At 66.0% G+C, this 25,342-nt stretch carries 25 protein-coding genes; 11 read left to right on the top strand and 14 right to left on the bottom strand.

Annotated features, from left to right (window positions below; translation table 11 throughout):
- Positions 1–101 precede the first annotated feature (101 nt).
- The 6 genes from adk to FW760_RS12195 all read left to right on the top strand — a co-directional run bounded on the left by adk (position 102) and on the right by FW760_RS12195 (position 4,363).
- A complete protein-coding gene (adk, locus tag FW760_RS12220; RefSeq protein WP_043863224.1) occupies positions 102–752 on the top strand; it encodes an adenylate kinase in 651 nt (216 codons plus the stop codon).
- A gap of 88 nt (positions 753–840) precedes the next feature.
- Complete coding sequence (gene tsaB, locus FW760_RS12215) at positions 841–1,515, top strand: tRNA (adenosine(37)-N6)-threonylcarbamoyltransferase complex dimerization subunit type 1 TsaB (protein ID WP_043863225.1); 675 nt, start codon at positions 841–843, stop codon at positions 1,513–1,515.
- A 127-nt stretch (positions 1,516–1,642) separates the two neighbouring features.
- Positions 1,643–1,936, top strand: coding sequence for a hypothetical protein (locus FW760_RS12210; protein WP_043863226.1), 294 nt, complete (start codon positions 1,643–1,645; stop codon positions 1,934–1,936).
- A gap of 3 nt (positions 1,937–1,939) precedes the next feature.
- Positions 1,940–2,803: a DUF72 domain-containing protein gene (locus FW760_RS12205; protein ID WP_213607016.1), complete on the top strand. Its 864-nt coding sequence runs from the start codon at positions 1,940–1,942 to the stop codon at positions 2,801–2,803.
- 33 nt (positions 2,804–2,836) lie between these two features.
- Positions 2,837–3,667: an isocitrate lyase/PEP mutase family protein gene (locus FW760_RS12200; protein ID WP_446443798.1), complete on the top strand. Its 831-nt coding sequence runs from the start codon at positions 2,837–2,839 to the stop codon at positions 3,665–3,667.
- Positions 3,668–3,673: 6 nt separating this feature from the next.
- Positions 3,674–4,363, top strand: a complete 690-nt coding sequence (locus FW760_RS12195) for an extensin-like domain-containing protein (RefSeq protein WP_058541477.1) — start codon at positions 3,674–3,676, stop codon at positions 4,361–4,363.
- Here FW760_RS12195 and FW760_RS12190 read toward each other — a convergent pair.
- A complete protein-coding gene (locus tag FW760_RS12190) occupies positions 4,360–4,980 on the bottom strand; it encodes a hypothetical protein (protein WP_043863230.1) in 621 nt (206 codons plus the stop codon). The two genes, FW760_RS12195 and FW760_RS12190, sit on opposite strands and share 4 nt — an antisense overlap.
- A gap of 99 nt (positions 4,981–5,079) precedes the next feature.
- Between FW760_RS12190 and FW760_RS12185 the strand changes: the two genes are divergently transcribed.
- Entirely contained in the window at positions 5,080–5,859 is a 780-nt protein-coding gene (locus FW760_RS12185) for a class I SAM-dependent methyltransferase (RefSeq protein ID WP_274096536.1), read from the top strand.
- On the opposite strand, the gene FW760_RS12180 is transcribed toward FW760_RS12185, so the two are convergent.
- Positions 5,860–6,486, bottom strand: a complete 627-nt coding sequence (locus FW760_RS12180; RefSeq protein WP_446443797.1) for a TetR/AcrR family transcriptional regulator — start codon at positions 6,484–6,486, stop codon at positions 5,860–5,862.
- Positions 6,487–6,766: 280 nt separating this feature from the next.
- On the opposite strand from FW760_RS12180, the gene FW760_RS12175 reads away from it, so the two are divergent.
- Both FW760_RS12175 and FW760_RS12170 read left to right on the top strand, forming a co-directional pair.
- A complete protein-coding gene (locus FW760_RS12175; protein WP_446443796.1) occupies positions 6,767–7,867 on the top strand; it encodes an efflux RND transporter periplasmic adaptor subunit in 1,101 nt (366 codons plus the stop codon).
- A 6-nt stretch (positions 7,868–7,873) separates the two neighbouring features.
- A complete protein-coding gene (locus tag FW760_RS12170) occupies positions 7,874–10,939 on the top strand; it encodes an efflux RND transporter permease subunit (RefSeq protein ID WP_043863234.1) in 3,066 nt (1,021 codons plus the stop codon).
- A 78-nt stretch (positions 10,940–11,017) separates the two neighbouring features.
- Here FW760_RS12170 and FW760_RS12165 read toward each other — a convergent pair whose 3' ends face one another.
- From FW760_RS12165 to plsB, 3 genes are read right to left on the bottom strand one after another with little or no spacing between them, the layout of a single operon-like run.
- On the bottom strand, positions 11,018–11,707 hold the full coding sequence (locus FW760_RS12165) for a DUF4197 domain-containing protein (RefSeq protein WP_043863235.1): 690 nt from the start codon (positions 11,705–11,707) through the stop codon (positions 11,018–11,020).
- Between the two features lie 32 nt (positions 11,708–11,739).
- Positions 11,740–12,138 (bottom strand): YbaY family lipoprotein, encoded by a 399-nt coding sequence (locus FW760_RS12160; RefSeq protein ID WP_043863236.1) that lies wholly within the window; start codon positions 12,136–12,138, stop codon positions 11,740–11,742.
- A gap of 13 nt (positions 12,139–12,151) precedes the next feature.
- On the bottom strand, positions 12,152–14,647 hold the full coding sequence (plsB, locus tag FW760_RS12155; RefSeq protein ID WP_446443795.1) for a glycerol-3-phosphate 1-O-acyltransferase PlsB: 2,496 nt from the start codon (positions 14,645–14,647) through the stop codon (positions 12,152–12,154).
- A 222-nt stretch (positions 14,648–14,869) separates the two neighbouring features.
- Between plsB and FW760_RS12150 the strand changes: the two genes are divergently transcribed.
- Positions 14,870–15,079, top strand: a complete 210-nt coding sequence (locus FW760_RS12150; protein WP_038996759.1) for a cold-shock protein — start codon at positions 14,870–14,872, stop codon at positions 15,077–15,079.
- 108 nt (positions 15,080–15,187) lie between these two features.
- Here FW760_RS12150 and FW760_RS12145 read toward each other — a convergent pair whose 3' ends face one another.
- From FW760_RS12145 to FW760_RS12130, 4 genes are all read right to left on the bottom strand, one after another.
- The gene (locus FW760_RS12145) at positions 15,188–15,565 is read right to left on the bottom strand and encodes a hypothetical protein (RefSeq protein ID WP_043863238.1); all 378 of its coding nucleotides are present in this window, start codon (positions 15,563–15,565) and stop codon (positions 15,188–15,190) included.
- 19 nt (positions 15,566–15,584) lie between these two features.
- Positions 15,585–16,397: a putative RNA methyltransferase gene (locus tag FW760_RS12140; protein ID WP_054915009.1), complete on the bottom strand. Its 813-nt coding sequence runs from the start codon at positions 16,395–16,397 to the stop codon at positions 15,585–15,587.
- Positions 16,397–17,548, bottom strand: a complete 1,152-nt coding sequence (dapE, locus tag FW760_RS12135) for a succinyl-diaminopimelate desuccinylase (RefSeq protein WP_043863240.1) — start codon at positions 17,546–17,548, stop codon at positions 16,397–16,399. Before dapE ends, FW760_RS12140 begins: the two co-directional genes overlap by 1 nt.
- Positions 17,549–17,725: 177 nt before the next feature.
- Entirely contained in the window at positions 17,726–20,317 is a 2,592-nt protein-coding gene (locus FW760_RS12130) for a glycosyltransferase (RefSeq protein WP_043863241.1), read from the bottom strand.
- Positions 20,318–20,606: 289 nt separating this feature from the next.
- Between FW760_RS12130 and tcdA the strand changes: the two genes are divergently transcribed.
- Complete coding sequence (tcdA, locus tag FW760_RS12125; RefSeq protein WP_058541484.1) at positions 20,607–21,431, top strand: tRNA cyclic N6-threonylcarbamoyladenosine(37) synthase TcdA; 825 nt, start codon at positions 20,607–20,609, stop codon at positions 21,429–21,431.
- Here tcdA and FW760_RS12120 read toward each other — a convergent pair.
- The 5 genes from FW760_RS12120 to pncA form a co-directional block, all read right to left on the bottom strand.
- Positions 21,410–21,820: a SufE family protein gene (locus FW760_RS12120; protein WP_446443794.1), complete on the bottom strand. Its 411-nt coding sequence runs from the start codon at positions 21,818–21,820 to the stop codon at positions 21,410–21,412. The genes tcdA and FW760_RS12120 overlap by 22 nt on opposite strands.
- Entirely contained in the window at positions 21,817–23,022 is a 1,206-nt protein-coding gene (locus FW760_RS12115) for a cysteine desulfurase (protein WP_054915006.1), read from the bottom strand. Before FW760_RS12115 ends, FW760_RS12120 begins: the two co-directional genes overlap by 4 nt.
- Before the next feature lie 54 nt (positions 23,023–23,076).
- Positions 23,077–24,111, bottom strand: a complete 1,035-nt coding sequence (gene dapD, locus FW760_RS12110; protein WP_043863245.1) for a 2,3,4,5-tetrahydropyridine-2,6-dicarboxylate N-succinyltransferase — start codon at positions 24,109–24,111, stop codon at positions 23,077–23,079.
- Between the two features lie 39 nt (positions 24,112–24,150).
- On the bottom strand, positions 24,151–24,498 hold the full coding sequence (locus FW760_RS12105; protein WP_043863246.1) for an ArsC family reductase: 348 nt from the start codon (positions 24,496–24,498) through the stop codon (positions 24,151–24,153).
- A 68-nt stretch (positions 24,499–24,566) separates the two neighbouring features.
- A complete protein-coding gene (gene pncA / locus FW760_RS12100; RefSeq protein ID WP_116053055.1) occupies positions 24,567–25,256 on the bottom strand; it encodes a bifunctional nicotinamidase/pyrazinamidase in 690 nt (229 codons plus the stop codon).
- Between the last annotated feature and the right edge of the window lie 86 nt (positions 25,257–25,342).

Here is a 25,342-nt window from a genome sequence, read left to right as displayed (position 1 = left end):
TGAGCAGCCTTTTGACCGATTTGCGGTCATCACCCGATTCTTGGGATTGGCCCTGAGTGGCGAATCCATTGATTTGCTTATAAAAAATTGAGGAGCACAAGATGCGCGTAATTCTGCTGGGAGCTCCCGGGGCCGGTAAAGGTACTCAGGCAAAGTTCATCACCGAGAAGTTCGGTATTCCCCAGATTTCCACCGGCGACATGCTGCGTGCCGCGGTCAAGGCCGGCACCCCGCTGGGTCTGGAAGCCAAGGCGATCATGGATGCCGGCAAGCTGGTGTCCGACGAGCTGATCATCAACCTGGTCAAGGACCGCATCGCTCAGGCCGACTGCGCCAAGGGTTTCCTGTTCGACGGTTTTCCGCGCACCATTCCCCAGGCTGAAGCCCTGGTGAGCGCCGGCGTCGAGCTGGATGCCGTGGTCGAGATCGCCGTTGCCGACGAAGAGATCGTCCAGCGTATCGCCGGCCGCCGCGTGCACGAAGGTTCGGGTCGCGTGTACCACGTGGTCTACAACCCGCCGAAGGTTGAAGGCAAGGACGACGAGACCGGCGAGCCGCTGATCCAGCGCAAGGACGACACCGAAGAAACCGTGCGTCATCGCCTGTCGGTCTACCACGAGCAGACCAAGCCGCTGGTGGACTTCTACCAGAAGCTGTCGGCTGCCAACGGTGGCAAGCCCAAGTACAGCCACATCGAAGGCGTGGGCTCGGTCGATGCCATCACCGCCAAGGTGCTGGCCGCTCTGAGCTGATCACCGCTCGGATGTGCACACAACGGCCCGCTTGCGGGCCGTTATTGTTTATAATGCCGTTCTTTTTTCTTGCCCCCTGGAACCCCCGATGACCACCTTGCTGGCCCTGGATACCGCCACTGAAGCCTGCTCCGTTGCCCTGCTGCATGACGGCAAGGTGCTCAGCCACTATGAGGTGATCCCGCGCCTGCACGCGCAGAAGCTGCTGCCGATGATCCAGACGATGCTGGCCGAAGCGGGCATCGCCCTGTCGGCCGTCGATGCGATTGCCTTCGGCCGCGGCCCCGGCGCCTTTACCGGGGTGCGCATCGCCATCGGCGTGGTGCAGGGCCTGGCGTTCGCCCTCGAGCGCCCGGTGCTGCCGGTGTCCAACCTGGCGCTGCTGGCCCAGCGCGCGTTGCGCGAGCACGGTGCCGAGCAGGTGGCGGCGGCGATCGATGCGCGCATGGACGAGGTGTACTGGGGCTGCTACCAGCAGCAGGCCGGCGAAATGCGCCTGCTGGGCAGCGAGGCGGTGCTGGCCCCCGAACAGGTCAGCTTGCCGCCGGGCGCGGCCGGCGACTGGTTCGGTGCCGGTACCGGCTGGGGCTACGCCGAGCGCCTGCCGGTGGCCGTCAGTGGCCAGGACGCCGGCATGCTGCCCCACGCCCTCGACCTGCTGACCCTGGCGCGGTTCGCCTGGGACCGGGGCGAAGGTATTGCGCCCGATCTCGCCCAACCGGTGTACCTGCGCGACAAGGTGGCCACGCCCAAGGCGCGGTAAACCGCTGGTCGTCTATCGCCGTTGCGCATAAACCTTTTGCTCGATATGTGGTCCAGTTATCAGTCGGGCATTTGCGAAGTCTCTCAGGTGCCGCTAAATTGCCATCATTGCTCCTGAGTAATCGTTCATGCGTGTCGACGGCTTCTCTTCCCAGTCCTATCCGATCAAGCGCCCGCTGCGCAAGCCGCCGGTGCGCGAAGAGGACGTGGACGAAGACCTGCCGGGCGAGTTCGAGGCGCAGCCGTCGCCATCAGGTGCTGCAGGCGGCGCCAGCCGCAGCGGCCTGCCGGTGCGCCAGCAGGACATGATCTTCCCGCGGGCGCGCAACAAGCGCACCGCCCAGGCCCTGGCCAGCTACCTGACCACTGCCGGCTTCGTGGACTGGGAGATGGAAGTGCTGGGGTTGGACCTGTACATTTGAGGCATGACGCCTTTACCTTACTTTCTCGGTTGCCCGTCCTGGAGTGAAAACGCCTGGCGCGAGTACCTGTACCCCGCCGAGGCCAGACCCAGCGACTTTCTTGGCCTCTACTGCCAGGTGTTCAATGCGGTGGAGGGCAACACCACCTTCTATGCGCGCCCCGCGCCCGCCACCCTGGAACGCTGGGCGCAGATCATGCCCGCGCACTTTCGCTTCACCGCCAAGTTCCCCGGCGACATCAGTCATGCAGACGACCTGCGTCAGCAATGCGTGGCCGCGCACACCTTCATCAACCTGCTCAAGCCGCTGGGCGCCCGTGTGGCGCCCTACTGGTTGCAGCTGCCTGCCAGCTTCGGTCCAGCACGCCTGGGCGAGCTGGTGGCATTTATCGACGAGGTGGACGTGCCGCTGGCGGTGGAGGTGCGCAACAAGGCCTTCTTCGCCAAGGGGGAGGAGGAACGTCTGCTCAATCGGCTGTTGCTCGATCGCGGCGTCGAACGCATCTGCCTGGACCCGCGTGCCCTGTTCAGTTGCACCTCGCGCGATCCGGGCGTGCTGCATGCCCAGTCCAAGAAACCGCGGGTGCCGCCACGCCCTGCCGCCTTCAGCCAGAGCCCGCAGGTGCGCTTCATCGGCCACCCGGAACTGGCGGCCAACGAGCCGTTTCTGCTGCCGTGGCTGGACAAGGTCGCGGCCTGGATCGAGGAGGGGCGCACCCCGTACGTTTTCCTGCATACTGCCGACAACCGCCTGGCAGCCGCGCTGGCGCAGCGTTTTCATCAGGGCCTGATGGAGCGCCTGCCCGGCTTGCCGGCCTTGCCTGAACTGCACAGGGCGCCCGCAGCCGAGCAGCTTGGCCTGCTCTGACCGCCCCGTACCGCCTGCTCTGGAGTCGTGATCATGGATGTGCAAACCCTGCGTGCCGAAGCCTTCAAGGCGCTGCATGAACGTGATGGCGCCTTTGTCATCCCCAACCCCTGGGATGCAGGCTCGGCCAAGCTGCTGGCCAGCCTCGGCTTCGAGGCGCTGGCCACCACCAGCGCCGGCCTGGCGTTCTCGCTGGGGCGCCCCGATGCCGAAGGCGCCATGAGCCTGGAGGAAACCCTGGGCAACGCGCGCAGCATCGTCGATGCCACCGCTCTGCCGGTGGCTGCAGACCTCGAGAACGGCTTCAGCGATACGCCCAAGGGCTGCGCCGAGGCCATCCTGCAGGCCGCCGGTGTGGGGCTTGTAGGCGGCTCCATCGAGGATGCCAGCGGCAACCCGCAAGAGCCGATCTATGGCTTTCATCAGGCAGTGGAGCGCGTCGAGGCAGCCGTTGCGGCGGCGCGCAGCCTGGAGTTCCCGTTCACCCTGTGTGCCCGCGCCGAAAACCTGCTGCACGGGCGCCTGGACCTGGACGACACCATCAAGCGCCTGCAGGCCTTTGCCGAGGCCGGTGCCGATGTGCTGTACGCGCCGGGCTTGCGCAGCGCCGAGGAGATTCGCCAGGTGGTGCAGGCCGTGGCGCCCAGGCCGGTAAACGTGCTGATGGGGCTGAGCGGGGTGGGCCTGAGCGTAAGCGACCTGCAGGCGCTCGGGGTCAAGCGCATCAGCGTCGGCTCGTCGCTGGCGCGTGCGGCCTACGGCGCATTCTTCCACGCCGCCGAACGGATCCAGCAGCAGGGCCGCTTCGACTATGCCGAACAGGCGCTGCCGTTCGACCAGCTCAACCAGTTGTTCAGGCGCTGATCGTCCATGCGGGGAGTGGGCATTTTCCTGGTGATAGCGATGGCGGCGGGGCTGGTGGCCTGGCAACAGGGCTGGCGCCTGCCGGCTGCCTGGAACCCGTGGGCGGTGCTGGACGTCAAGGCGCCCCCGAACCTGCTGACCCCCTACAAGCTGAGCCGCCTGCAGGATGACCCCAGGCTTTGCGAACAGGCCCTGGCCACCTCGACGCTGCGCTACAGCAAGCAGGCCGACAGCGCGCCAGATGTGGCCTGCCCGCTGCACAACGTGGTGCGGGTGCAGGGCTCGGGCGTGCGCCTGAGCAGCAGTTTTCTGGCCAGTTGCCCAGTGGCGGTGGCCTTCGCGCTGTTCGAGCGCCACGGCCTGCAACCGGCCGCGCAGCGTGCATTCGGCCAGGCGGTGGTGCAGGTCGATCACCTGGGCAGTTTTGCCTGTCGCAATGTGTACGGGCGCAAGGAAGGGCGGCGCAGCCAGCATGCCAGCGCCAATGCGCTCGACATCGCCGGGTTCAGGCTGGCCGATGGGCAGCGCATCGAGGTGCTGCGCGACTGGCCGGGTGAGGGGGTGAAGGCGAAGTTTCTACGCGAGGTGCAGGCTGGCGGCTGCGACAGTTTCAACACGGTGCTGGGGCCTGACTACAACGCTGCCCACCGCAACCACTTCCACCTGGATATGGGCTTCTGGCAGATCTGCCGTTAGGCGGCGATGCGCACGTTGTTCAGTACCACCGGACGGGCCCAGCTGAGGTCGAACTCCAGCTCCGACTGCTGCTTGAGCAGCGTGGCCTGGTCGAACGGCTCCGGCGCCGGGTCGAGCAGGCTGGCTTCCAGCTCCGCGATCGGCAGGTGCAGCGGGTAGGGTTGCGGCGCCGGGCCTGGCTGCGGCAGCGGATGACCCTGGCTCATCACCACCGGGCGCACCCAGTTGTTGCTGATGTCCAGCTGGCGCTGCTGCTCCACCAGTTCCAGCGCGCTGAATGGCGGCGCAGGCTTGTCCAGCAGGTCCAGTTCGAATTCGGCAATCGGCAGGAACAGCGGCTCGGGCGGGGCGACGATGGTGTCGTGCACGTCGCACAGGCGCTGGCTGTGGATCTGCGCCAGGGTCTGGCTGCCGGCAATCGGTTCGCCGGTGACGGTGTCGACCTCGGGGACCGCCAACTGACCTTCCTGCGCACCTTCACCCTGCTGCTCTGCCAACGCCTGGGCAAAGAAGTCCTGCCACAGGTGGCTGACGCCGCCGAGGGTCTGGGTGTTGTGCCGGGCAAAATCGCCGACGGGCGACAAATAACCGGAAGGGAGCTGAAGAATGTCTGACATGGCAGTCGAAGGCTGTCCGGGTCTGGCAAAATAGCGATTACTGCGGTTATCGGCACAGGCCGGCAATCATTTAATTTTTTTGTGTGGGGAAGGTGAGCGGTGGAGGAACTGGCGGACGGCGGTATCCGGGTCGAGGCGTTGGCTGCCGAGTATCAGGCACAGGCCGAGCACTGGGCGGTGCGCCTGGGCTTGCCGCTGCAGGATGCATCGGCGGCCTTTGCCGTGCAGGTGGGCGAGACCGGCCTGCAGATCCAGCAGTTGGGCCCCCAGGCACCGGGCCCGGTGCGGGTGGATTTCGTCGAGGGCGCGGCGGCCCATCGTCGGGTGTTCGGCGGGGGCAGCGGGCAGATGATCGCCAAGGCGGTCGGCATCGCCCAGGGCGTGCGCCCACGGGTGCTGGATGCCACGGCAGGGCTGGGCAAGGACGCCTTCGTGCTGGCCAGCCTGGGCTGCCAGATGCAACTGATCGAGCGCCAGCCGCTGGTGGCGGCGCTGCTCGAGGATGGCCTGGCGCGTGCGGCAGCGGATGCCGAGGTAGGCCCCATCGTGGCCCGCATGCAACTGCTGGCAGGCAACTCCATCGAGCGCATGCGCGACTGGCAGGGCGAACCGCCGCAGGTGATCTACCTCGATCCGATGTTCCCGCACCGCGACAAGAGCGCCCTGGTGAAAAAGGAGATGCGCGTATTCCGCCCGCTGGTGGGCGATGACCTGGATGCCCCGGCACTGCTGGAGGCCGCCCTGGCCCTGGCCAGCCACCGGGTGGTGGTCAAGCGCCCGCGCAAGGCGCCGATCATCGACGGGCCCAAGCCCAGCCATAGCCTGGAAGGCAAGTCGAGCCGCTACGACATCTACCCCAAGAAAGCCCTCAAGCCCTGACTAGGGGCGGTAGGCCCGCAAAAACACCGCCACCACGTCCTGCACATGTGCCTCGGCAGCCTCGGCGTCCAGCGCCGGGGAGTAGCCGAGCAGCAGGCGATAGTTCGGCGCCCCCTTGAGCAGGCAGAAGAAGTGCTCGGCCGCCCTGGCCGGCTGCTCGATACGCAGCAGGCCATGCTGGTCGACGCGCTGCAGCAGTGCTTCCATCTCGCGCAGCACGCGCAACGGGCCGGCTTCGAAGAAGATCTGGCTGAGCTTGGGGTCCTGGGTGCCCAGGGCCATGATCAGGCGGCTGAGCTTGACCGATTGATCGCTGTTGATCAGCGCCTGGAAGCCGCGCCCGATGTTCAGCAGGACCTGCTCCACCGACGTGCCTTCGGTCAGTTCGAAGAACAGTTCGGGCAACTGGGCCGTGCAGGTGGCCACGATCGCCGAGGAGAACAGTGTCTCCTTGTCGTTGAAGTGGCTGTAGACCGTCAGTTTCGAAACCCCTGCCGCATTCGCGACCGCATCCATGCTGGTGTTGGCGTAACCGTGGGTGAGAAACAGGGCTTTGGCCGCCTCGAGGATGGCCTGGCGCTTGGCGAGGTCCTTGGGCCGGCCGGGGCCGTTGGTTTCGTTTGGCATGAATGACACGTACAGGTTCGTTAAGGGGTACAGGGTACACCGTGGTCGCCACCTGGGGGCTGCAATCTGCGCTTTGAACGCCTATCAGCGCCACTGATGGCGGGTGGAGGTGGCTTTTTCGGCTCCACGGAGGGCCCAAGCGGCAGGTCCAGGTGTCAGTTCGGTGCGTGCGACGACCCTGAAATTTCTGTCCGACAATCGCTTCCCGGCGCCGTTGCGCTGATTTACTATACCCGCCGGTATAAATATTAGATGCGCTACTCACGGAAGGTTCTCGATCATGTTGCGCCATGCCTTGCCCCTTGCATTCCCGCTTACCCTTGCCTTGCTGCTGAGCGGCTGCGGGCAGGAGAGTCCCCCGCCAAGCACCCTGCGCCCGGCCATGGTGGTGCAGCCGCAGCTGTCCACGGCGGCGGTCGACAGCTACCCCGGCGAAGTGCGCGCCCGGCTCGAGCCGGAGTTGGCGTTTCGTATTCCCGGCAAGGTCAGCAAGCGCCTGGTGGAGGAGGGCCAGCGGGTCAAGGCCGACCAGCCATTGGCCGAGCTCGACCCGCAGGACGTGCGCCTGCAGCTGGAGGCCAGCCGCGCGCAGATGGCAGCGGCCCAGGCTAACCTGAGCCTGGTCAAGGCCGAGCGCGACCGCTACCAGACCCTGCTGGAACGCCAGATGGTCAGCCGCTCGCAGTTCGACAACGCCGAAAACCTGTACCGCGCAGGCCTGGCGCGAGCCAACCAGGTGCGCGCCGAATTCGATGTGGCCGGCAACCAGGCCGGCTATTCGGTGCTGCGCGCGCCACAGGACGGGGTGGTAGCCAAGCGTCAGGTCGAGGTGGGCCAGGTGGTGGCTGCCGGGCAGACCGTGTTCACCCTGGCCGCCGATGGCGAGCGCGAGGTGCTGATCAGCCTGCCGGAGCAGAACTTCGCGCGCTTCAAGGTCGGCCAGCCGGTGTCGGTGGAGCTGTGGTCGCAACCGGATACGCGCTTCGAGGGTCGCATCCGCGAGCTGTCGCCGGCCGCCGACCCGCGGTCACGTACCTTCGCTGCGCGCATCGCGTTCGCGGCCGGCAAGGTGCCCGCAGAACTGGGGCAGAGCGCACGGGTGTTCATCCAGCACGCCGAGAAGGTGCCGCTGGCGGTGCCGCTGTCGGCCCTGAGCGCCGAGAACGGCCAGACCTACGTGTGGCGGGTGGAGCCTGACAATACGCTCACGCGCACCGTGGTGCGGGTTGGCGCCTACGGCCAGGCCAGCGTGCCGGTGCTCGAAGGCCTCAAGCCCACCGATTGGGTGGTGGCGGCTGGCGGCCATGTGCTGCACGAGGGGCAGCAGATACGACCGGTGGACCGGTCCAATCGCGTGGTGAATCTGGCGGCCAAGGAGTAAGTCCCGATGGGTTTCAACCTTTCCGCCTGGGCGCTGCGCAATCGCCAGATCGTGCTGTTCCTGATGGTGCTGCTGGCCCTGGTCGGCACGCTTTCGTATACCAAGCTGGGCCAGAGCGAAGACCCGCCGTTCACCTTCAAGGCCATGGTGATCAAGACCAACTGGCCGGGGGCGAGCGCCGAGGAAGTCTCGCGCCAGGTCACCGAACGCATCGAGAAGAAGCTGATGGAGACAGGCGAGTACGAGAAGATCGTCTCGTTCTCGCGCCCTGGTGAGTCCCAGGTCACTTTCATGGCCCGCGACTCGATGCATTCCAAGGATGTTCCCGAGCTGTGGTACCAGATCCGCAAGAAGGTCGCGGACATTCGCCACACCTTGCCGCCGGGTATCCAGGGGCCGTTCTTCAACGACGAGTTCGGCACCACCTTCGGCAATATCTATGCACTGACCGGTGAAGGCTTCGACTACGCGGTGCTCAAGGACTACGCCGACCGCGTGCAGATCCAGCTGCAACGGGTAAAGGATGTGGGCAAGGTCGAGCTGCTCGGCCTGCAGGACGAGAAGATCTGGATCGAGCTGTCGAACCTCAAGCTGGCGACCCTGGGCCTGCCGCTTGAAGCTGTGCAGCAGGCGCTGGAGGAACAGAATGCGGTGACCACCGCAGGCTTTTTCGAAACTCCCAGCGAGCGCCTGCAACTGCGCGTGAGCGGGCGTTTCGAGACGGTGGAGCAGATCGAGCAGTTCCCCATTCGGGTGGGCGAGCGCACCTTCCGTATCAGCGATGTGGCCGATGTGCGCCGCGGTTTCAACGATCCGCCCGCGCCACGCATGCGCTTCATGGGCGAAGACGCCATCGGCCTGGCGGTATCGATGAAGGCCGGTGGTGACATCCTGGTGCTGGGCAAGGCCCTTGAGGTCGAGTTTGCCCGTATCTCGGCCAATCTGCCGGCCGGCATGCAGCTGCGCAAGGTGTCCGACCAGCCGGCCGCCGTGAAAACCGGGGTAGGCGAGTTCGTGCAGGTGCTGGTGGAAGCACTGGCCATCGTGCTGCTGGTGAGCTTCTTCTCGCTGGGCATGCGCACCGGCCTGGTGGTGGCGCTGGCGATTCCGCTGGTGCTGGCGATGACGTTTGCCGCGATGTATTACCTCGGGATCGGCCTGCACAAGATTTCCCTGGGGGCGCTGGTGCTGGCGCTGGGGCTGTTGGTGGATGACGCGATCATTGCGGTGGAGATGATGGCGATCAAGATGGAGCAGGGCTTCGATCGCTTCAAGGCCGCCAGCTACGCCTGGACCAGCACCGCCTTCCCGATGCTCACCGGCACCCTGATCACCGCGGCGGGCTTTCTGCCGATTGCCACGGCGCAGTCGGGCACGGGCGAGTACACCCGCTCGATCTTCCAGGTGGTGACCATTGCCCTGATTGCCTCGTGGATCGCCGCCGTGGTGTTCGTGCCGTACCTGGGCGAGCGGCTGCTGCCAGACCTGGCCAAGCTGCACGCGGCCAAGCACGGCACCACCGATGGCGCCACCGACCCCTATGGCACGCCGTTCTACCAGCGTGTACGGCGGCTGGTGGGCTGGTGCGTGGCGCACCGCAAGACCGTGATCGTGGCGACCCTGGGCCTGTTCGTGCTCAGCGTGCTGTCGTTTCGCTTCGTGCCCCAGCAGTTCTTCCCGGCCTCCGGACGGCTGGAGCTGATGGTCGACCTGAAGCTGGCCGAGGGCGCCTCGCTGAGCAACACCGCCGAGCAGGTCACGCGCCTGGAGGCCCTGCTCAAGGAGCGCGCCGGCATCGACAACTATGTGGCCTACGTGGGCACCGGCTCGCCGCGCTTCTACCTGCCCCTGGACCAGCAGTTGCCGGCGACCAGCTTCGCCCAGTTCGTGGTGCTGGCCAAGACCATCGAGGAGCGCGAGGCGCTGCGCAGCTGGCTGATCGAGACCCTGAACGAGCAGTTCCCGGACCTGCGTTCGCGGGTCACGCGCCTGGAAAACGGCCCGCCCGTGGGCTATCCGGTGCAGTTCCGGGTCACCGGCGAGCACATCGAGGAGGTGCGTGCATTGGCGCGCAAGGTGGCGGCCCGGGTGCGCGAGAACCCGCATGTGGTGAACGTGCACCTGGACTGGGAAGAGCCGAGCAAGGTGATCTACCTGAGTATCGACCAGGACCGTGCCCGGGCCCTGGGGATCAGCACCGCGCACCTGGCCAAGTTCCTGCAAAGCTCGCTGACCGGTTCGTCGGTCAGCCAGTTCCGCGAAGACAACGAGCTGATCGAGATCCTGCTGCGCGGCACGCGCCAGGAGCGCACCGAGCTGACCAACCTGTCGAGCCTGGCGGTGCCCACCGAGAATGGGCGCAGCGTTGCGCTGTCGCAGGTGGCGACGCTGGAGTACGGCTTCGAGGAAGGCATCATCTGGCACCGTAATCGCCTGCCGACGGTGACGGTACGTGCCGACATCTATGGCAAGGAGCAGCCGGCGACCCTGGTCAAGCAGATACTGCCGACCCTGGAGCCGGTGCGTGCCGAGCTGCCGGATGGCTACCTGTTGGAAGTGGGCGGTACGGTGGAGGATTCGACCCGCGGGCAGAACTCGGTGAATGCCGGGGTGCCACTGTTCATCGTGGTGGTGTTGAGCTTGCTGATGGTGCAGTTGCGCAGCTTCTCGCGCACGGTGATGGTGTTCCTCACCGCGCCATTGGGGCTGATCGGGGTGGTGCTGTTCCTGATGGTGTTCCGCCAGCCGTTCGGCTTCGTGGCGATGCTGGGCACCATTGCGCTGTCGGGGATGATCATGCGCAACTCGGTGATTCTGGTGGACCAGATCGAGCAGGACATCGCGGCCGGGCTGGACCGTTGGCAGGCGATCATCGAGGCCACGGTGCGGCGCTTCCGGCCGATCGTGCTGACCGCGCTGGCGGCGGTGCTGGCGATGATTCCGCTGTCGCGCAGCGTGTTCTTCGGGCCGATGGCGGTGGCGATCATGGGCGGGCTGATCGTGGCCACGGCGTTGACGCTGCTGTTCCTGCCGGCGCTGTATGCGGCGTGGTTCAAGGTGCGCAAGCCCTGAGAAGGCGTTCGCCGGCAAGGCCGGCTCCTACGGGGGCACTGCGCATCCTGTAGGAGCCGGCCTTGCCGGCGAAGGGCCCTAGAGGGCGCCGAAGACCTTCTTGGCCAGGCTGGTAGCCGCGGCCGCCGGGTTCTGGCGGATCGTCGCTTCCTGCTTGCCGATCATCTCGAACAGGCCATCCAGCGCCTGTTCGGTCACATAACCCTCGACGTTGGCGTTCTTGCTGTCCAGCAGGCCCAGCGACGAGGCCTGCCCGGCAAAGCTGTTGTACTGCTTGGCCAGGCCGACCTGGTCGGTGGCCTGCTTGACGATGGGCAGGAACTTGGCACGGATCTGCTCGCGGCTGGTCTTGTTCAGGTACTGGGTGGCCGAATCGTTGCCACCGCTGAGAATACCCTTGGCATCGGCCACGCTCATCTTCTTGACCGCATCCACCAGCAACGCCTGGGCCTGCGGTACTGCCGCCTCGGCCGCCTTGTTCATGCTGGCTTCGAGCTGGTCCACCTCGGCGCCCATGCCGAATTTCTTCATGGCCTTGGCAGCCTTGCCCAGGTTGCCCGGCAGCTCGATGCGCACGTCCGGGTTGTTGCTGAAGCCGCCTGGGGTGCCCAGTTGCTTGACGGCAATCTGCGCACCCTGGGTCAGGGCATCCTTGAGGCCGCCGGTGGCGTCCTTCTGCGACAGGTCGCCGAGTGACAGCGCCAGCGCACTGGCCGACAACAGCAGGCCGGCACACAGGCCGGTAAAGGTAAGAGCAGGGCGGAACATGGCAGCATCCTTATCCAAAGGCAAAAAGGGGATCAGCGAACGGCGTCGACCTTGATTCGTACAGGCTGGGCGTCGCTACCGTCCAGCTGCACGCCGTGGTGTTCGGTGTTGATGAACAGCAGCTTGCCGTCCAGCTCGATGCGCGCGCTCACGGCATAGCGGTGGCCCGGCTTGACCTGTGCCGGGTCGTAGCTCAGGTGAAACGGCAGGGGCACCTGGCCTTTTACCGGGCCGCTCTGGTTGGCCAGGGTGACGGCTGGCGCATCGGCCAGCGACACGTCCTGCAGGCTGACGCTCAGGGTGGCTGCCGGTGGCAGGGCGATGCGCTGCAGGTAGAACACCTCGCCGTCCAGGCTGGCCTTGGAGGGTGACGGGGTGCTGCTGCAGGCGGCCAGCAGGCTGCCCAGCACAGCCAGGGTCAATTTCTTCATCGTGTACTCCTGTTCAGACTTGTTGCTCGGTGTGTTCGTTGGTTTCGTCGCTGCGCTGCAAGGCCACCTGGCGGATCGACAGGCGCACCTCGGCCGACAGCACGCGCTTGGCGGCGCCTTCGGCCAGCTCGCTGAGTTTTTCATGGTAGCCGAGCTTGCCCGCCGCATCCGGGCGCAGCACGCCCTGTTCGATCTGGGTCTGGATGAAGTGGCGGAACAGGCTCTTGTCGAAGAATTCCGGGGCGTTCAGGCCATGCAGGATCGACAGGCGCTGGGCCATGACCACGCACAGGTCTTCCAGCTCTTCGGCGCTGAGGGTGTGCTGGCCGCTGTTGAGCAGCAGCGCGGTGGCCATGTAGAAGCGCTGCAGGGTCTGGGTGATGGCCCGCGCCAGCAGGGTCAGCAGCACGAACTGGCGCGAACTCGGGGCCGGGCGCAGGTACACGCCGTTCTCGAAACGCAGCAGGCCCTGTTCGACGAATGCCTCCAGCCACTGGTCGATCACCCCGTCGAGCTCCTGGGCATCCCAGCGGATGAACAGCTCCGACTGCAGATACGGGTACAGCGCGTGGGTGTAGCGGCCGATCAGTTCGCGGCTGATGCGCGAGCTACTCTGGAAGAAGCTTGCCAGCAGCGCCGGCAGGGCGAAGATGTGCAGTACGTTGTTGCGGTAGTAGGTCATCAGTACCGCGTTGTTTTCATCCAGGTACAGGATGCGCCCCAGCGCGTCCTGCTGCTCGGCCAGCAGGTCCATGCCGCGCACGTGGCCGATCAGCGCCAGGCCGTCGCCTTCGGGCAGGGTGGTATGGGCCGAGTAGGGCACCTGGCGCAGCAGCGCCAGGTACAGGTCCAGTACCCGCGCCAGGGCGCGTTCGTCCAGGGCCAGGCGGCTGGTGGACAGCAGCGCCAGGGCCACCAGGTTGACCGGGTTGATCGCGGCGGCCTCGTTCAGGTGCTGCGCGACCTTCTCGCCCAGGCGCGAGGTGGTTTCGTTGAGCCAGGCCGGGCGGAACTGCGGGCTGTGGTCCTGTTCGCGCCAGCCCGGTTGCTGCTGGTCGAGGAAGCTGGCCAGGCGGATCGGCTCGCCGAAGTTCACGGCCACCTGGCCGAAGCGCTGCTTGAGCGCGCCGATGACCTTGAAGATGTCGAAGATCGATTCCTTCTTCTTGCTCGCCCCGCGCAGCTCGCCCAGGTAGGTGCGGCCTTCGAGCACGCGCTCGTAGCCGATGTACACCGGCACGAACACGATCGGGGTGCGCGAGGAGCGCAGAAAACTGCGCAGGGTGATCGCCAGCATGCCGGTCTTGGGCTGCAGCATGCGCCCGGTGCGCGAGCGCCCGCCCTCGACGAAGTACTCCACCGGGAAGCCCTTGGTGAACAGGGTGTGCAGGTACTCGTTGAACACCGCGGTGTACAGCGGGTTGCCCTTGAAGGTGCGGCGCATGAAGAACGCACCGCCGCGGCGCAGCAGGCTGCCGATCACCGGCATGTTGAGGTTGATGCCGGCGGCGATGTGCGGCGGCGTCAGGCCGTTGCGAAACAGCAGGTACGACAGCAGCAGGTAGTCGATGTGGCTGCGGTGGCAGGGCACGTAGATCACCTCGTGCCCCGGCGCGATGCCTTGCACCTGTTCGATATGGTTGACCTTGATGCCGTCGTAGATCTTGTTCCAGAACCAGCTCAGCACCACTTCGAGGAAGCGGATGGCGGTATAGGTGTAGTCCGAGGCGATCTCGTTGCCATAACGCAGGGCCTGAGCCTCGGCCTTGGCCAGCGGGATGTTCTCGCGCTGGGCCTCGTCGCTGATGGCCTGGCGTACCAGCGGGTCGTGGATCAGGCCCTTGACCAGGTTGCGCCGGTGCGAGATGTCGGGGCCGATGACGGCGGTCTTGAGGTTGCGAAAATGCACCCGCAGCAGGCGCTGGGCCATGCGCACGGTGCGTTCGTGGCCCTTGTTGTGCTCGACCAGCTCACGCAGATGGATCGGCGCGGAAAACTGCACGCGGGTCTTGCGCCCCAGGATCAGCACGGTGAGCAGCCGGCGCAGGCGCCCGGTGACGGCCCAGCTGTCGGCGAACAGCAGCTTCCACGGGCTCGATTCGCTGGCCGGCGACTGGCCCCAGAACACGCTGACCGGAATGATCTGCGCGTCCTGTTCGGCGTGCTGGCTGACCAGGTTGACCAGGCGCGTCAGCGTCGGCGGTGCGCCGCGCTTGTCGTGGCGGCCCAGCCAGTCGGGTTCGGGGGTCAGGTAGAAGAACGCCGCCGGTTCCATCATCGGGCCTACCGCCACGGGCAGCACCGGGCGCGGAAGCCCGGCTTTGGTGCATTCGCGGTCGAGCACGGCCAGATCGGTGAGCGCGGGTGATTGCAGCACGTAGAACACCGGACGGCTGCGGTCCAGGTTCAGCGAGAAGGATGACTGGTTGATGGTTTCGGAGCGCACCCACAGGTACAGCAGTCGGCGCAGGGCGCCGAAGATCAGGCGGCGCAAGGGGGAACGGGTCATTCGGTAGGTGCCCTGGGTAATGGGATTCGAGCAGATGCTCAGTAGGTTAGTGTGCCGTATCCGCGCAAGTTCAGCAAAAAGCGCCCCGGTCATGAAAATTGTTGAATGGCTGCGTTATAGTCGGTCCGCCACTTGCAGGACAAATCCGCAAGCGGCGTAGGTGGGGCCTGGTGAGGCCCTGCCGACAAGGCGATTCCAAAATAAAAATCCGGAGTAGTTCAGATGTCGTCTCGTGAGACTGGAAGTGTGAAGTGGTTCAATGACGCCAAGGGATATGGCTTCATTCAGCGTGAGGGCGGTGCGGATGTGTTCGTGCATTACCGCGCGATCCGCGGTGAAGGGCATCGCACCCTGCTGGAAGGGCAACAGGTCGAGTACAACCTGACCCAGGGCCAGAAAGGCCTGCAGGCCGAAGACGTAGTGGGGCTGTAAAGCGGCAGGCGCCAGCCTTGCTGGCGATGGGCTGCGCAGCAGCCCCTTGGCCCGGCGATGCCGGGCTTCGCCAGCAAGGCTGGCGCCTAAGCAAAGCCGGTCAACGGCTCAACTGGTACGCCAGGTGATCTCTTCCTCGCCATCGGCGCTGATGCGGATCCAGCGGTCGGCGTCTTCTTCACCTTCCTCTTCCACCCAGCTACCCGGCGCGCACCGTACTTCAACATTGAGTGCGGCGAATGCGGCGCGGGCGCAGGCGATGTCGTCCTCCCACGGGGTCTGGTCGCTTTCCAGGTACAGGCTGTTCCATTTGCCCACAGCCTTGGGCAGCCAGGTAACAGGTACGTTACCGGCCTTGCACTTGTAGGTCTGGCCCTTCTGCTGCCAGTCGCTGCACGGGCCGAGGGCCTGGCCCAGCCAGGCGGCGATCTGCTTGTGATCGACGTCGGCGTCCTTCAGGTAAATCTCGATATCGGGTTGGCGCATGGGGCTCTCCGGGTGCGGCTCAGTCTTGGCGCACAAAGTAATCGTAACGCATCGATACCGTCACCTCTAAGGGCTCGGGGTGATCGATGACGGCCGCGCGTCTTTCTGCGCTGGCGCGCCAGCCATGGGGGGTCATGGCCAGCAGGTTGGCGCGGTCGGCCGGGGCCGCCAGGCTCAGGCGAAACTCCAGCACTTCGCCGTGGGCGTGGTGCATGCCCTCGGGCACCAGGGCCAGGTGCTTGTCGTCGGCATAGTCGCGCACTTCATCGTACAGCCGTTCGCGCAGCTCCATCAGGTGGCCGCGGGTGGGGCCGACGCGCATCAGGCCGCCGCCGGGGCTGAGCAGGCGCCTGGCTTCCTGCCAGTCCAGCGGGCTGAACACGCTGGCCAGGAACTGGCAGCTGGCATCGGCCAGTGGCACCCGGGCCATGCTCGCCACCAGCCAGGTGAGTGCCGGGTTGCGCCGGCACGCACGCTTGACCGCCTCGCGGGAGATGTCCAGGGCATAGCCGTCGGCCTGGGGCAGGGCGTCGGCCAGCTGCGCGGTGTAGTAGCCTTCGCCGCAACCGATGTCCAGCCAGCGCGCGGGGGCGCGCTCGGCCGCAAGCTCGGCCAGGCGCCGTGCCACCGGGGCGTAGTGCCCGGCATTGAGGAAGTCGCGACGTGCCTCGACCATGGCCTGGTTGTCGCCAGGGTCACGGCTGTTCTTGTGCTGCACCGGCAACAGGTTCAGGTAGCCCTGGCGCGCCCGGTCGAAGCGGTGCCCGGCAGGGCAGCCGACACCGTTGTCCAGGGCGCCGAGCGCGGCGCTGCAGATGGGGCAGATGAGCATCAGACGAGCAACCGGGTCAGGGTCTGGTAGTAGATCTCGGTCAGCACGTCCAGGTCGCTGGCCAGGACCCGCTCGTTGACCTGGTGAATGGTGGCGTTGACCGGGCCCAGTTCGACCACCTGGGTGCCCAGGGTGGCGATGAAGCGCCCGTCGGAGGTGCCGCCGCTGGTGGAGGCCTGGGTGTCGCGGCCGGTCACGGCCTTGATGCTGGCCGACACCGCGTCGAGCAGGTCGCCCGGTTCGGTGAGGAACGGCAGGCCCGACAGCGCCCAGTCCACCTGCCAGTCCAGGCCGTGCTTGTCGAGGATCGCCGCCACGCGGGCCTGCAGCCCTTCGACGGTCGACTCGGTGGAGAAGCGGAAGTTGAACAGTGCGGTCAGCTCGCCTGGCACCACGTTGGTGGCGCCGGTCCCCGAGTTGAGGTTGGAGATCTGGAAGCTGGTGGGGGGAAAGAAATCGTTGCCCTCGTCCCAGTGCTCGGCGGCCAGTTCGGCCAAGGCCGGGGCGGCCAGGTGGATCGGGTTCTTCGCCAGGTGCGGGTAGGCCACGTGGCCCTGCACGCCACGCACGGTGAGCCTGGCGCCAAGCGAGCCGCGACGGCCGTTCTTGACCACGTCACCGACCAGGGTGGTGCTCGACGGCTCGCCGACGATGCACCAGTCCAGGCGTTCGTTGCGCGCCGCCAGGCGTTCGACCACGGCCTTGGTGCCGTGATGGGCCGGGCCTTCCTCGTCGCTGGTGATCAGGTAGGCGACCTTGCCCTTGTGGTTCGGGTAGTCGGCGACGAAGCGCTCGGTGGCCACGATCATGGCGGCCAGGCTGCCCTTCATGTCGGCCGCGCCGCGCCCGCAGAGCATGCCGTCGGCGTCGATCAGGGCGTCGAACGGGTCGTTGGCCCAGGCCTGCACCGGGCCGGTGGGCACCACGTCGGTGTGGCCGGCGAAGCACAGTACCGGGCCGTCGTCGCTGCCGTGGGTGGCCCAGAAATTGTCGACGTCTTCGATGCGCATCGGTTCGAGCATGAAGCCGGCATCGCCCAGGCGCTGCATCATCTGTTTCTGGCAGTCGAAGTCCAGCGGGGTCACCGAGGGACGACGGATCAGGTCGCAGGCCAGTTCAAGGGTAGGCGAGAGGTCGGCTGGGGCCGTCATGAAGGACTCCGGGGTGCAAGGCTGGGGCAAAAAGAAGGGGCGTTATCTTATAGCAAAAGTGCGGGGAAGGGACTGTGGATCTGTGCTGTCTGTGCGGGCCTATCGCGGGTCAAGCCCGCTCCCACAAGGTACTGCGCAATCCCTGTGGGAGCGGGCTTGACCCGCGATGGCGGTTTATCAGGCGGCAGGTGCGGGCTGCGTGACATCCGCGGGCTTGGGCAGCGACGACAGCATGGCCATGATCAGCGCCGCCAGGTACGGCAGCGATTGCACCAGCAGCATGGTCACCCAGAAGCGCATGTCGTTGCTCGGCAGGCCCTGCACCAGGTAGATGCCCAGCGCCGCGCCCCACAGCAGCAGCATGATGAACAGCTCCTCGCGGGCCTCTGCCAGTGCCACCAGCAGCCCGTGGCTGTCGGCGTTCTTCGGCGTGCGGAAGAACGGAATGCTGCTGGTGAAGAACCCGTACAGTACCGCCTTGGCAATGGTGTGCGACAACGCCAGCCCCGCCAGCGCCGCCGAGAACGCGTCCTTGAGGTTGACCCCTACCGCGCGGCGGTACAGGAACACGATCTTGCCCACCTTGAACACGAACAGCGCCAGCGGCGGGATCGCGAAGATCAGCAGCGGCGGGTCGACCCGCTGCGGCACGATGATCATGGCCGCCGACCACAGCAGCGCACCCACGGTGAAGAAGATGTTCATGCCGTCGGCGATCCACGGCAGCCAGCCGGCCAGGAAGTGGTAGCGCTGGCCGCGGGTCAGCTGGGTGTCCTTGCCGCGCAGCAGGCTGGAGGTGTGGCGCTTGATGATCTGGATCGCGCCGTAGGCCCAGCGAAAGCGCTGCTTCTTGAAGTCGATGAAGGTGTCGGGCATCAGGCCCTTGCCGTAGCTCTCGTGGGAATAGGCTGCCGAGTAACCCTTCTCGAACACGCGCAGGCCCAGTTCTGCATCTTCGCAGATGCACCAGTCGGCCCAGCCGAGCTCTTCGAGCACCGAGCGCCGGGTCATGGTCATGGTGCCGTGCTGGATGATTGCGTCACGGTCGTTGCGGGTGACCATGCCGATATGGAAGAAGCCCTTGTACTCGGCGTAGCAGAGCTTCTTGAAGGTGCTTTCGTTCTGGTCGCGGTAGTCCTGCGGCGATTGCACCACGGCGATCTTGGGGTCGGCAAAGTGCGGCACCATGTGCTTGAGCCAGTTGCGGTCGACACAATAGTCCGAGTCGATCACCGCGATCACTTCGGCGTCCTTGGCGGTGTGCGGGATCAGGTAGTTCAGGGCGCCACCCTTGAAGCCGGCCAGCGGTGCCACATGGAAGAACTTGAAGCGCTCGCCCAGCAGCTCGCAGTGGGCCTTGAGCGGCTCCCACACGGCCGGGTCCTTGGTGTTGTTGTCGATGATCAGCACTTCGAAGTCCGGGTAGTCCAGCGCCGCGAGGGCATCGAGGGTCTGCTTGACCATCTCCGGGGGCTCGTTGTAGCACGGCACATGCACCGACACCTTGGGCCGATAGGCGCTGTCGGCCTCCACCGGCAGGAACAGCCGGCGGCGCTTGTGCGTCCATACCGCCTCGGCCAGTTCATGGGCCTCGGTCAGCAGCACGATGAACACCCCCAGCGCGCCGAGCGCCAGCAGGAAACCCACGGTGAGGCTGAACCAGGTGCTGTACTGCTGGCTGTAGTCATAGCCGATCCATACCAGCACCGAGCCGCACAGGAACGCGATGAAGGTCAGGAAGGTGCGCCCGCGCTGGCGCAGCGCCGAACCGTCGATCAGCAGCAGGGTCAGCGACAGCATCGCCAGCACCACCGAGCCCACGGCCAGCACGCGCCACTGCGGAATGGCCACCACCGGGCCCTCGAAGTTGAATTTCTGCTGGCGCGCGGCATTGAACACGCCCCAGTAGGCGCCCACCGAACCTTCGTCACTGGCTTTCCAGGGCTGGTCGTAGGCTTCGATCACGAAGTAGTTGTAGCCCTGGCGGTTGAGCAGGTTGACCAGGCTGCGCAGGTAGATGGCCTGATCCGCCTGGGTGGCGTCGGCACCGCCGCGCATGCGGCCATTGCTGGGCCAGCCGACCTCGGACAGCAGCAGCGGCTTGCGCGGGAACAGTTGCTTGAGCTCGCGGGCGCGGTCGAGCACGAACTGCTCGGCCTGGCTCACCGGGATGAATTCCCAGTAGGGCAGGATGTGCGCGGCGATCAGGTCGGCGTGCCCGGCAAGCTCGGGGTTTTCCTTCCAGATGTGCCACTGTTCGCTGGTGGTGACCGGCACCTTCACTGCGGCGCGCACGCGGTCCATGTAGTCCATCAGGGCCTGGGGGGTGACCTCTTCGCGAAACAGCGCCTCGTTGCCGACCATCACCCGCACCACGCTGCGCGAGGTGTTGGCCAACTGGATGGCGGTCTCGATTTCGCGCTCGTTGCGTTCCAGGTCGGGGCTGATCCACACACCCAGGGTCACGCGCAGGCCGAACTCTTCGGCCAGACGCGGGATCAGCGCCTGGGTGCCTTCCACCGTATAGATGCGGATGCTGTCGGTCAGCTTGCTCAGTTGCTCGAGGTCTTCGCGCAGCTCGGCTTCGGTCGGGTACTGGCCCTTTTGCGGGCTTTCGCCCAGGCGAAAAGGCGAATACGAGAAGCCGGAGATCTGCTCCGGCCAGTCGGGGGCGGACACCGGGCGGTTGATCAGTGCCCAGAACCCGGTGAATAGCGCGGCAATCGCCATGACGACCACCAGGTTGATACCAAATTTACGCGATGACATAGATATTTCGGGTTCCGAAAAGTGGAACGGGCAAGCGCCGGCGGGCACGGATCCTACGCACCAGGCAGGTAGCGTGGTATAGGAAACGGGTGCATGTAGCGCTTGGATTTTCCTCAGATGCTGAAGTTCTGAAGCCCGTACAATGGCCGTCCAAAGCAGGGTTTGCACCGGTCATTAAAGCAGGGTTGGCGCCAGGTTTACCAATTCATGGCAATCAGTGCGTCGGTTGCGGGCTGTCATCCTGCGTTGTGGGGCCTATAATGCGCGCCGGTTTTTTCAGGGTTGGGCCATGAGTACAGAAGATCCACGCTTTGCCGGTGTTGCCCGGTTGTATGGCCAGCAGGGCTTGCAACGCCTGCGCGAGGCGCATGTGGCGATCGTCGGCATCGGCGGTGTCGGCTCGTGGGCGGCCGAGGCCATGGCCCGCAGCGGCGTTGGCGAAATTTCGCTGTTCGACCTGGATGACGTGTGCGTGAGCAACACCAATCGCCAGTTGCATGCGCTGCAGGGCAACGTGGGCAAGCCCAAGGTCGAGGTGATGGCCGAGCGCCTGCGCGCAATCAACCCGGACTGCAAGGTGCACGCGGTGGTGGACTTCGTCACCCGCGACAACCTGGCCCAGACCATCACCGATCATATCGACTGCGTGATCGACTGCATCGACAGCGTGATGGCCAAGGCTGCGCTGATTGCCTGGTGCAAGCGGCGCAAGATCCAGGTGATCTGCACCGGCGGTGCGGGCGGGCAGCTCGACCCCACGCAGATCCAGGTGGCCGATCTCAACCGCACGGTCAACGACCCGCTGGCCTCCAAGGTGCGTTCGACGCTGCGCCGCGACCACGGGTTTTCGCGCAACGTGAGCCGCAACTACGGGGTGCCGTGCGTGTTCTCCACCGAGCAGTTGCGCTATCCGCTGCCCGATGGCGGTATCTGCCTGCAGAAGAGCTTCGTCGGGGACGGGGTCAAGCTCGACTGCTCGGGCGGTTTCGGCGCGGTGATGATGGTGACGGCGACCTTCGGCATGGTCGCTGCCAGCAAGGCCGTGGAGAAACTGGTGGGTGGCAAGCGCCGCCCGGCCGATCGCGTAGCGGCTCAGGCGCCGGCGGCGAGCTGAGCCATGCGCTGCAGCACGGCGTTCAGGCCGTTGCTGCGGGACGGCGAGAGCTGTCGGCCAAGGCCCAGGGCGGTGAACCAGGCGGGCAGGTCCAGCTGCTGCAGCTGGCTGCCGGTCAAGCCTTCGGCCCGCACCAGCAGCAGCGCCAGCAGGCCGCGCAGCAGCCGCGCATCGCTGGCGGCCTTGAAGTGCCAGCGACCGTCGGTTTGTTCGGCCACCAGCCACACCTGACTTTCGCAACCGTGCACGCGGTTGGCCTCGCACTGCTGCGTCGCGTCCAGGGGGGCCAGGCGCTCGCCCCATTGCATCAGCAGGCGGGCGCGCTGCTCCCAGCCGGCAGCCTGTTCGAATACATCCAGCGCCTCGCGGGCGGCGTCGGGCAGGCTCATCGCAGCAGCTCCAGGGCCTGGTCCAGGGCGCTGAAGAAGCGCTCCAGGTCGTGGGAATCGTTGTACAGCGCCAGCGACACGCGGATCGCGCCGTCCAGGCCCAGGCTGTTGACCAGCGGCATGGCGCAGTGATGGCCGGCGCGCACGGCGATGCCCTGTTCGGTCAGCAGGTGCGCAAGGTCGGCATTGTGCACGCCCTCGACCACGAAGCTGGCCAGGGCCAGTTGCGGCGCGCCCAGTATCCGCACCCCTTCACGATCGTTGAGGCCGCGCAGCAGATGGCGGTGCAGGGCGGCTTCATGTTCGACCACGCTGGTAGCGTCGAGGCTGGCCAGGTAATCCAGGCTGGCACCCAGCCCGATCACGCTGGCGATCGGCGGCGTGCCGGCCTCGAAACCCAGCGGGGCGGGGCGAAAGCTCGACTGCTGGTAGCCGGCCAGTTGCACCATCTCGCCGCCGAACTGCCAGTGACGCAGCAGGCCCAACGCCTCGCGGCGCCCATAGAGCACGCCAAGGCCGTCCGGGCCATACAGCTTGTGACTGGAAAACACATAGAAGTCGCAGCCCAGTTGCTGTACATCGTGACGCCCGTGCACCACGCCCTGGGCGCCATCGACCACGCTGAGGGCGCCCTGGGCGCGGGCGTGGTCGAGCAACGGTTGCAGCGGCTGCCAGGTGCCGAGCACATTCGACAACTGGCTCACCGCCAGCACGCGGGTACGCGGGCCGATCAGTTGCAGGGCCGCCTCCAGGTCGATATGCCCGTTGGCGTCGAGCGGCAGGATCACCAGCCTGAGGCCGCGGCGCTGGGCCAACTGCTGCCAGGGCAGCAGGTTGGCGTGGTGCTCCAGGGCGCTGACGGCGATCTCGTCGCCCGCCTCCAGGCGCCATTCCAGGCCATAGGCCAGCAGGTTGAGCGCCGAGGTGGCGCCATGGGTGAACACGATCTGCTGCGCATCGGCGGCATTGAGCCAGGCGGCGACTTTTTCGCGGCTGGCCTCGAAGGCCTGGGTGGCAAGTGCGCCGGGCAGGTGCTGGGCCCTGTGCACGTTGGCCGCACCCTGGGTGTAGTAGTGGCTCAGGGCGTCGAGCAGGTGCTGGGGTTTCTGCGTGGTGGCAGCGCTGTCCAGGTAGGTCTGGTGCTGGCGTTGCAGGGCGGCGATGGCAGGGAAGTCTGCGCGCCAGGGAGAGGGCTGGAACATGATGTGTAGGGCCTGATATCGGGTCTGGCAGAGGGCCAGACCCGATCGTACCACTTAGTTGTGGGCGTGCAGCGCTTCGTTCAGCTCGATGGCCGACTTGTGGGTCTTGCACTCGACCGCGCCGTTTAGCGAATTGCGGCGGAACAGCAGGTCGGTCTGGCCAGCCAGGTCGCGGGCCTTGACCACCTTGACCAGCTCGTTGTTCTCGTCGAGCAGGTTCACCTTGGTGCCGGCGGTGATGTACAGGCCGGCTTCGACGGTGTTGCGGTCGCCCAGCGGGATGCCGATACCGGCGTTGGCGCCGATCAGGCAGCCTTCGCCGACCTTGATGACGATGTTGCCGCCGCCCGACAGGGTGCCCATGGTGGAGCAGCCGCCGCCCAGGTCCGAACCCTTGCCGACGAACACGCCCGCCGAAACGCGGCCTTCGATCATGCCCGGGCCTTCGGTGCCGGCGTTAAAGTTGACGAAGCCTTCGTGCATGATGGTGGTGCCTTCGCCGATATAGGCACCCAGGCGCACGCGGGCGCTGTCGGCGATACGCACGCCGCTCGGCACCACGTAGTCGGTCATTTTCGGGAACTTGTCGACCGAGAACACTTCCAGCAGCTCGCCCTTGAGGCGGGCTTCGAGTTGCTGCTCGGCCAGTTCGGCCAGGTCGATGGCGCCCTGGCTGGTCCAGGCCACGTTCGGCAGCAGCGGGAAGATGCCGGCCAGGCTCAGGCCGTGGGGCTTGACCAGGCGGTGCGACAGCAGGTGCAGCTTGAGGTAGGCCTCAGGGGTGGAGCTCAGGGTGGCGTCTTCGGCCAGCAGCGTGGCCACCAGCGGCTTGTTGCTTTCGGCCAGGCGGGTCAGCAGTGCAGCCTGGGCGGCGTCGACGCCCTTGACGGCTTCAGCCAGTTGCGCGGCCTGGGCGTTGCTGAACGCGATGGCCTGGTTGCCGCCTTCATAGCCCAGGATCGGGGCGACGGCTGCGACCAGCTCGGCGCTCGGGGCGAGCAGTGGCTGTGCGTAGAAGACTTCCAGCCAGGCGCCTTGACGGTTTTGAGTGCCGACGCCGAAGGCCAGGCTGAACAGTGAAGTGGACATGCGGTTACCTCTTGCGAAATTGAGTGAAGGCGTCGCGGTTCAGCGCAGGGCTGCCGCGTACAGGTCCGGTTTGAAACCGACCAGGGTCTTGCCGCCCAGGTCGAGCACCGGGCGCTTGATCATCGAGGGTTGTGCCAGCATCAGCTCGACGGCCTTGGCCTGGTCGAGGTCGGCCTTCTGCGCGTCATCGAGCTTGCGGAAGGTGGTGCCTGCGCGGTTGAGTACCACCTGCCAGCCGTGCTCGTCGCACCAGCGGTTCAGGTGGTCCCGGTCTATACCCTGGGTCTTGTAGTCGTGAAAGTCGTACTGGATGTGGTGTTCTTCAAGCCAGGTACGGGCTTTCTTCATCGTGTCACAGGCTTTGATGCCGAAGAGAATATAAGCCATTGAACGTTAAGGGCGCGCGGGCGTTCCCGCAGCCGCCCCGAAACTCCTCGAAGAATGGGTGGGCTGGATTATGCGACAACATCGGGCAGGGCGCCACGGCTGGCGCCGCCCAGTTGCCGCGCCTGAATGAACTGCACCCCGGCAGCCTGCATCTGTGCCATCGCCGCCGCGCAGGAGCCTGCGGTATCGATGGCGCGGCAGGCGTCCAGCACCACATAGGTGGCGAACCCTTCGCGGCGTGCGTGCAGTGCCGTCCAGGCCACGCAGAAGTCCAGGGCCAGGCCGCACAGGAACAGCGTGTCGATGCCGCGCTCGCGCAGGTTGCCGGCCAGGCCGGTGGGGGTGGTCTGGTCGGCTTCGGTGAACGCCGAGTAGCTGTCGACCTGGCGGTTGCCGCCCTTGCGCACGATCAGCTGTGCGTGGGCGATGTTCAGGTCCGGGTGAAACTGTGCGCCGGGGCTCCCTTGAATGCAGTGGTCGGGCCAGAGTGTCTGCGGCCCGTATGACAGTTCGATGACCTCGAACGGATTCTTGCCCGGGTGGCTCGAGGCGAACGAGGCGTGCCCGGCCGGGTGCCAGTCCTGGGCCAGCACCACGCGCTCGAACTGGCGGCCGAGCTGGTTGACCAGCGGCACGATCTCGTCGCCACCGGGCACCGCCAGGGCGCCGCCGGGGATGAAATCGTTTTGCACATCGATGACCAGCAGCGCACGGTTGGGGCTGTCGTGGGTCAATAGGGTCGACGCGGGGGTGATCATGCGAGGCTCCTCTTTTGTAGCATTGTGTTACAGATTGCCGGCGGGTCTGCGACTTAGGTGGAGCGGTTGTGTTCATGCAGATCCCG

The organism is Pseudomonas sp. 1176_21 (assembly GCF_052850635.1).
This window is presented reverse-complemented; position numbering and strand designations above follow the sequence as displayed.

Bases quoted from the DNA above. Each gene is read 5' to 3' on its own strand.
- dapD (WP_043863245.1), bottom strand. From the start codon at position 24,111: ATGTCCACTTCACTGTTCAGCCTGGCCTTCGGCGTCGGCACTCAAAAC.
- FW760_RS12175 (WP_446443796.1), top strand. From the start codon at position 6,767: ATGTTGCGCCATGCCTTGCCCCTTGCATTCCCGCTTACCCTTGCCTTG.
- FW760_RS12205 (WP_213607016.1), top strand. From the start codon at position 1,940: ATGACGCCTTTACCTTACTTTCTCGGTTGCCCGTCCTGGAGTGAAAAC.
- tcdA (WP_058541484.1), top strand. From the start codon at position 20,607: ATGAGTACAGAAGATCCACGCTTTGCCGGTGTTGCCCGGTTGTATGGC.
- adk (WP_043863224.1), top strand. From the start codon at position 102: ATGCGCGTAATTCTGCTGGGAGCTCCCGGGGCCGGTAAAGGTACTCAG.
- FW760_RS12150 (WP_038996759.1), top strand. From the start codon at position 14,870: ATGTCGTCTCGTGAGACTGGAAGTGTGAAGTGGTTCAATGACGCCAAG.
- FW760_RS12190 (WP_043863230.1), bottom strand. From the start codon at position 4,980: ATGTCAGACATTCTTCAGCTCCCTTCCGGTTATTTGTCGCCCGTCGGC.
- FW760_RS12105 (WP_043863246.1), bottom strand. From the start codon at position 24,498: ATGGCTTATATTCTCTTCGGCATCAAAGCCTGTGACACGATGAAGAAA.
- FW760_RS12160 (WP_043863236.1), bottom strand. From the start codon at position 12,138: ATGAAGAAATTGACCCTGGCTGTGCTGGGCAGCCTGCTGGCCGCCTGC.
- FW760_RS12140 (WP_054915009.1), bottom strand. From the start codon at position 16,397: ATGCTCATCTGCCCCATCTGCAGCGCCGCGCTCGGCGCCCTGGACAAC.
- FW760_RS12180 (WP_446443797.1), bottom strand. From the start codon at position 6,486: ATGCCAAACGAAACCAACGGCCCCGGCCGGCCCAAGGACCTCGCCAAG.
- FW760_RS12195 (WP_058541477.1), top strand. From the start codon at position 3,674: ATGCGGGGAGTGGGCATTTTCCTGGTGATAGCGATGGCGGCGGGGCTG.
- tsaB (WP_043863225.1), top strand. From the start codon at position 841: ATGACCACCTTGCTGGCCCTGGATACCGCCACTGAAGCCTGCTCCGTT.
- dapE (WP_043863240.1), bottom strand. From the start codon at position 17,548: ATGACGGCCCCAGCCGACCTCTCGCCTACCCTTGAACTGGCCTGCGAC.
- plsB (WP_446443795.1), bottom strand. From the start codon at position 14,647: ATGACCCGTTCCCCCTTGCGCCGCCTGATCTTCGGCGCCCTGCGCCGA.
- FW760_RS12130 (WP_043863241.1), bottom strand. From the start codon at position 20,317: ATGTCATCGCGTAAATTTGGTATCAACCTGGTGGTCGTCATGGCGATT.
- FW760_RS12200 (WP_446443798.1), top strand. From the start codon at position 2,837: ATGGATGTGCAAACCCTGCGTGCCGAAGCCTTCAAGGCGCTGCATGAA.
- FW760_RS12170 (WP_043863234.1), top strand. From the start codon at position 7,874: ATGGGTTTCAACCTTTCCGCCTGGGCGCTGCGCAATCGCCAGATCGTG.
- FW760_RS12120 (WP_446443794.1), bottom strand. From the start codon at position 21,820: ATGAGCCTGCCCGACGCCGCCCGCGAGGCGCTGGATGTATTCGAACAG.
- FW760_RS12210 (WP_043863226.1), top strand. From the start codon at position 1,643: ATGCGTGTCGACGGCTTCTCTTCCCAGTCCTATCCGATCAAGCGCCCG.
- pncA (WP_116053055.1), bottom strand. From the start codon at position 25,256: ATGATCACCCCCGCGTCGACCCTATTGACCCACGACAGCCCCAACCGT.
- FW760_RS12165 (WP_043863235.1), bottom strand. From the start codon at position 11,707: ATGTTCCGCCCTGCTCTTACCTTTACCGGCCTGTGTGCCGGCCTGCTG.
- FW760_RS12145 (WP_043863238.1), bottom strand. From the start codon at position 15,565: ATGCGCCAACCCGATATCGAGATTTACCTGAAGGACGCCGACGTCGAT.
- FW760_RS12115 (WP_054915006.1), bottom strand. From the start codon at position 23,022: ATGTTCCAGCCCTCTCCCTGGCGCGCAGACTTCCCTGCCATCGCCGCC.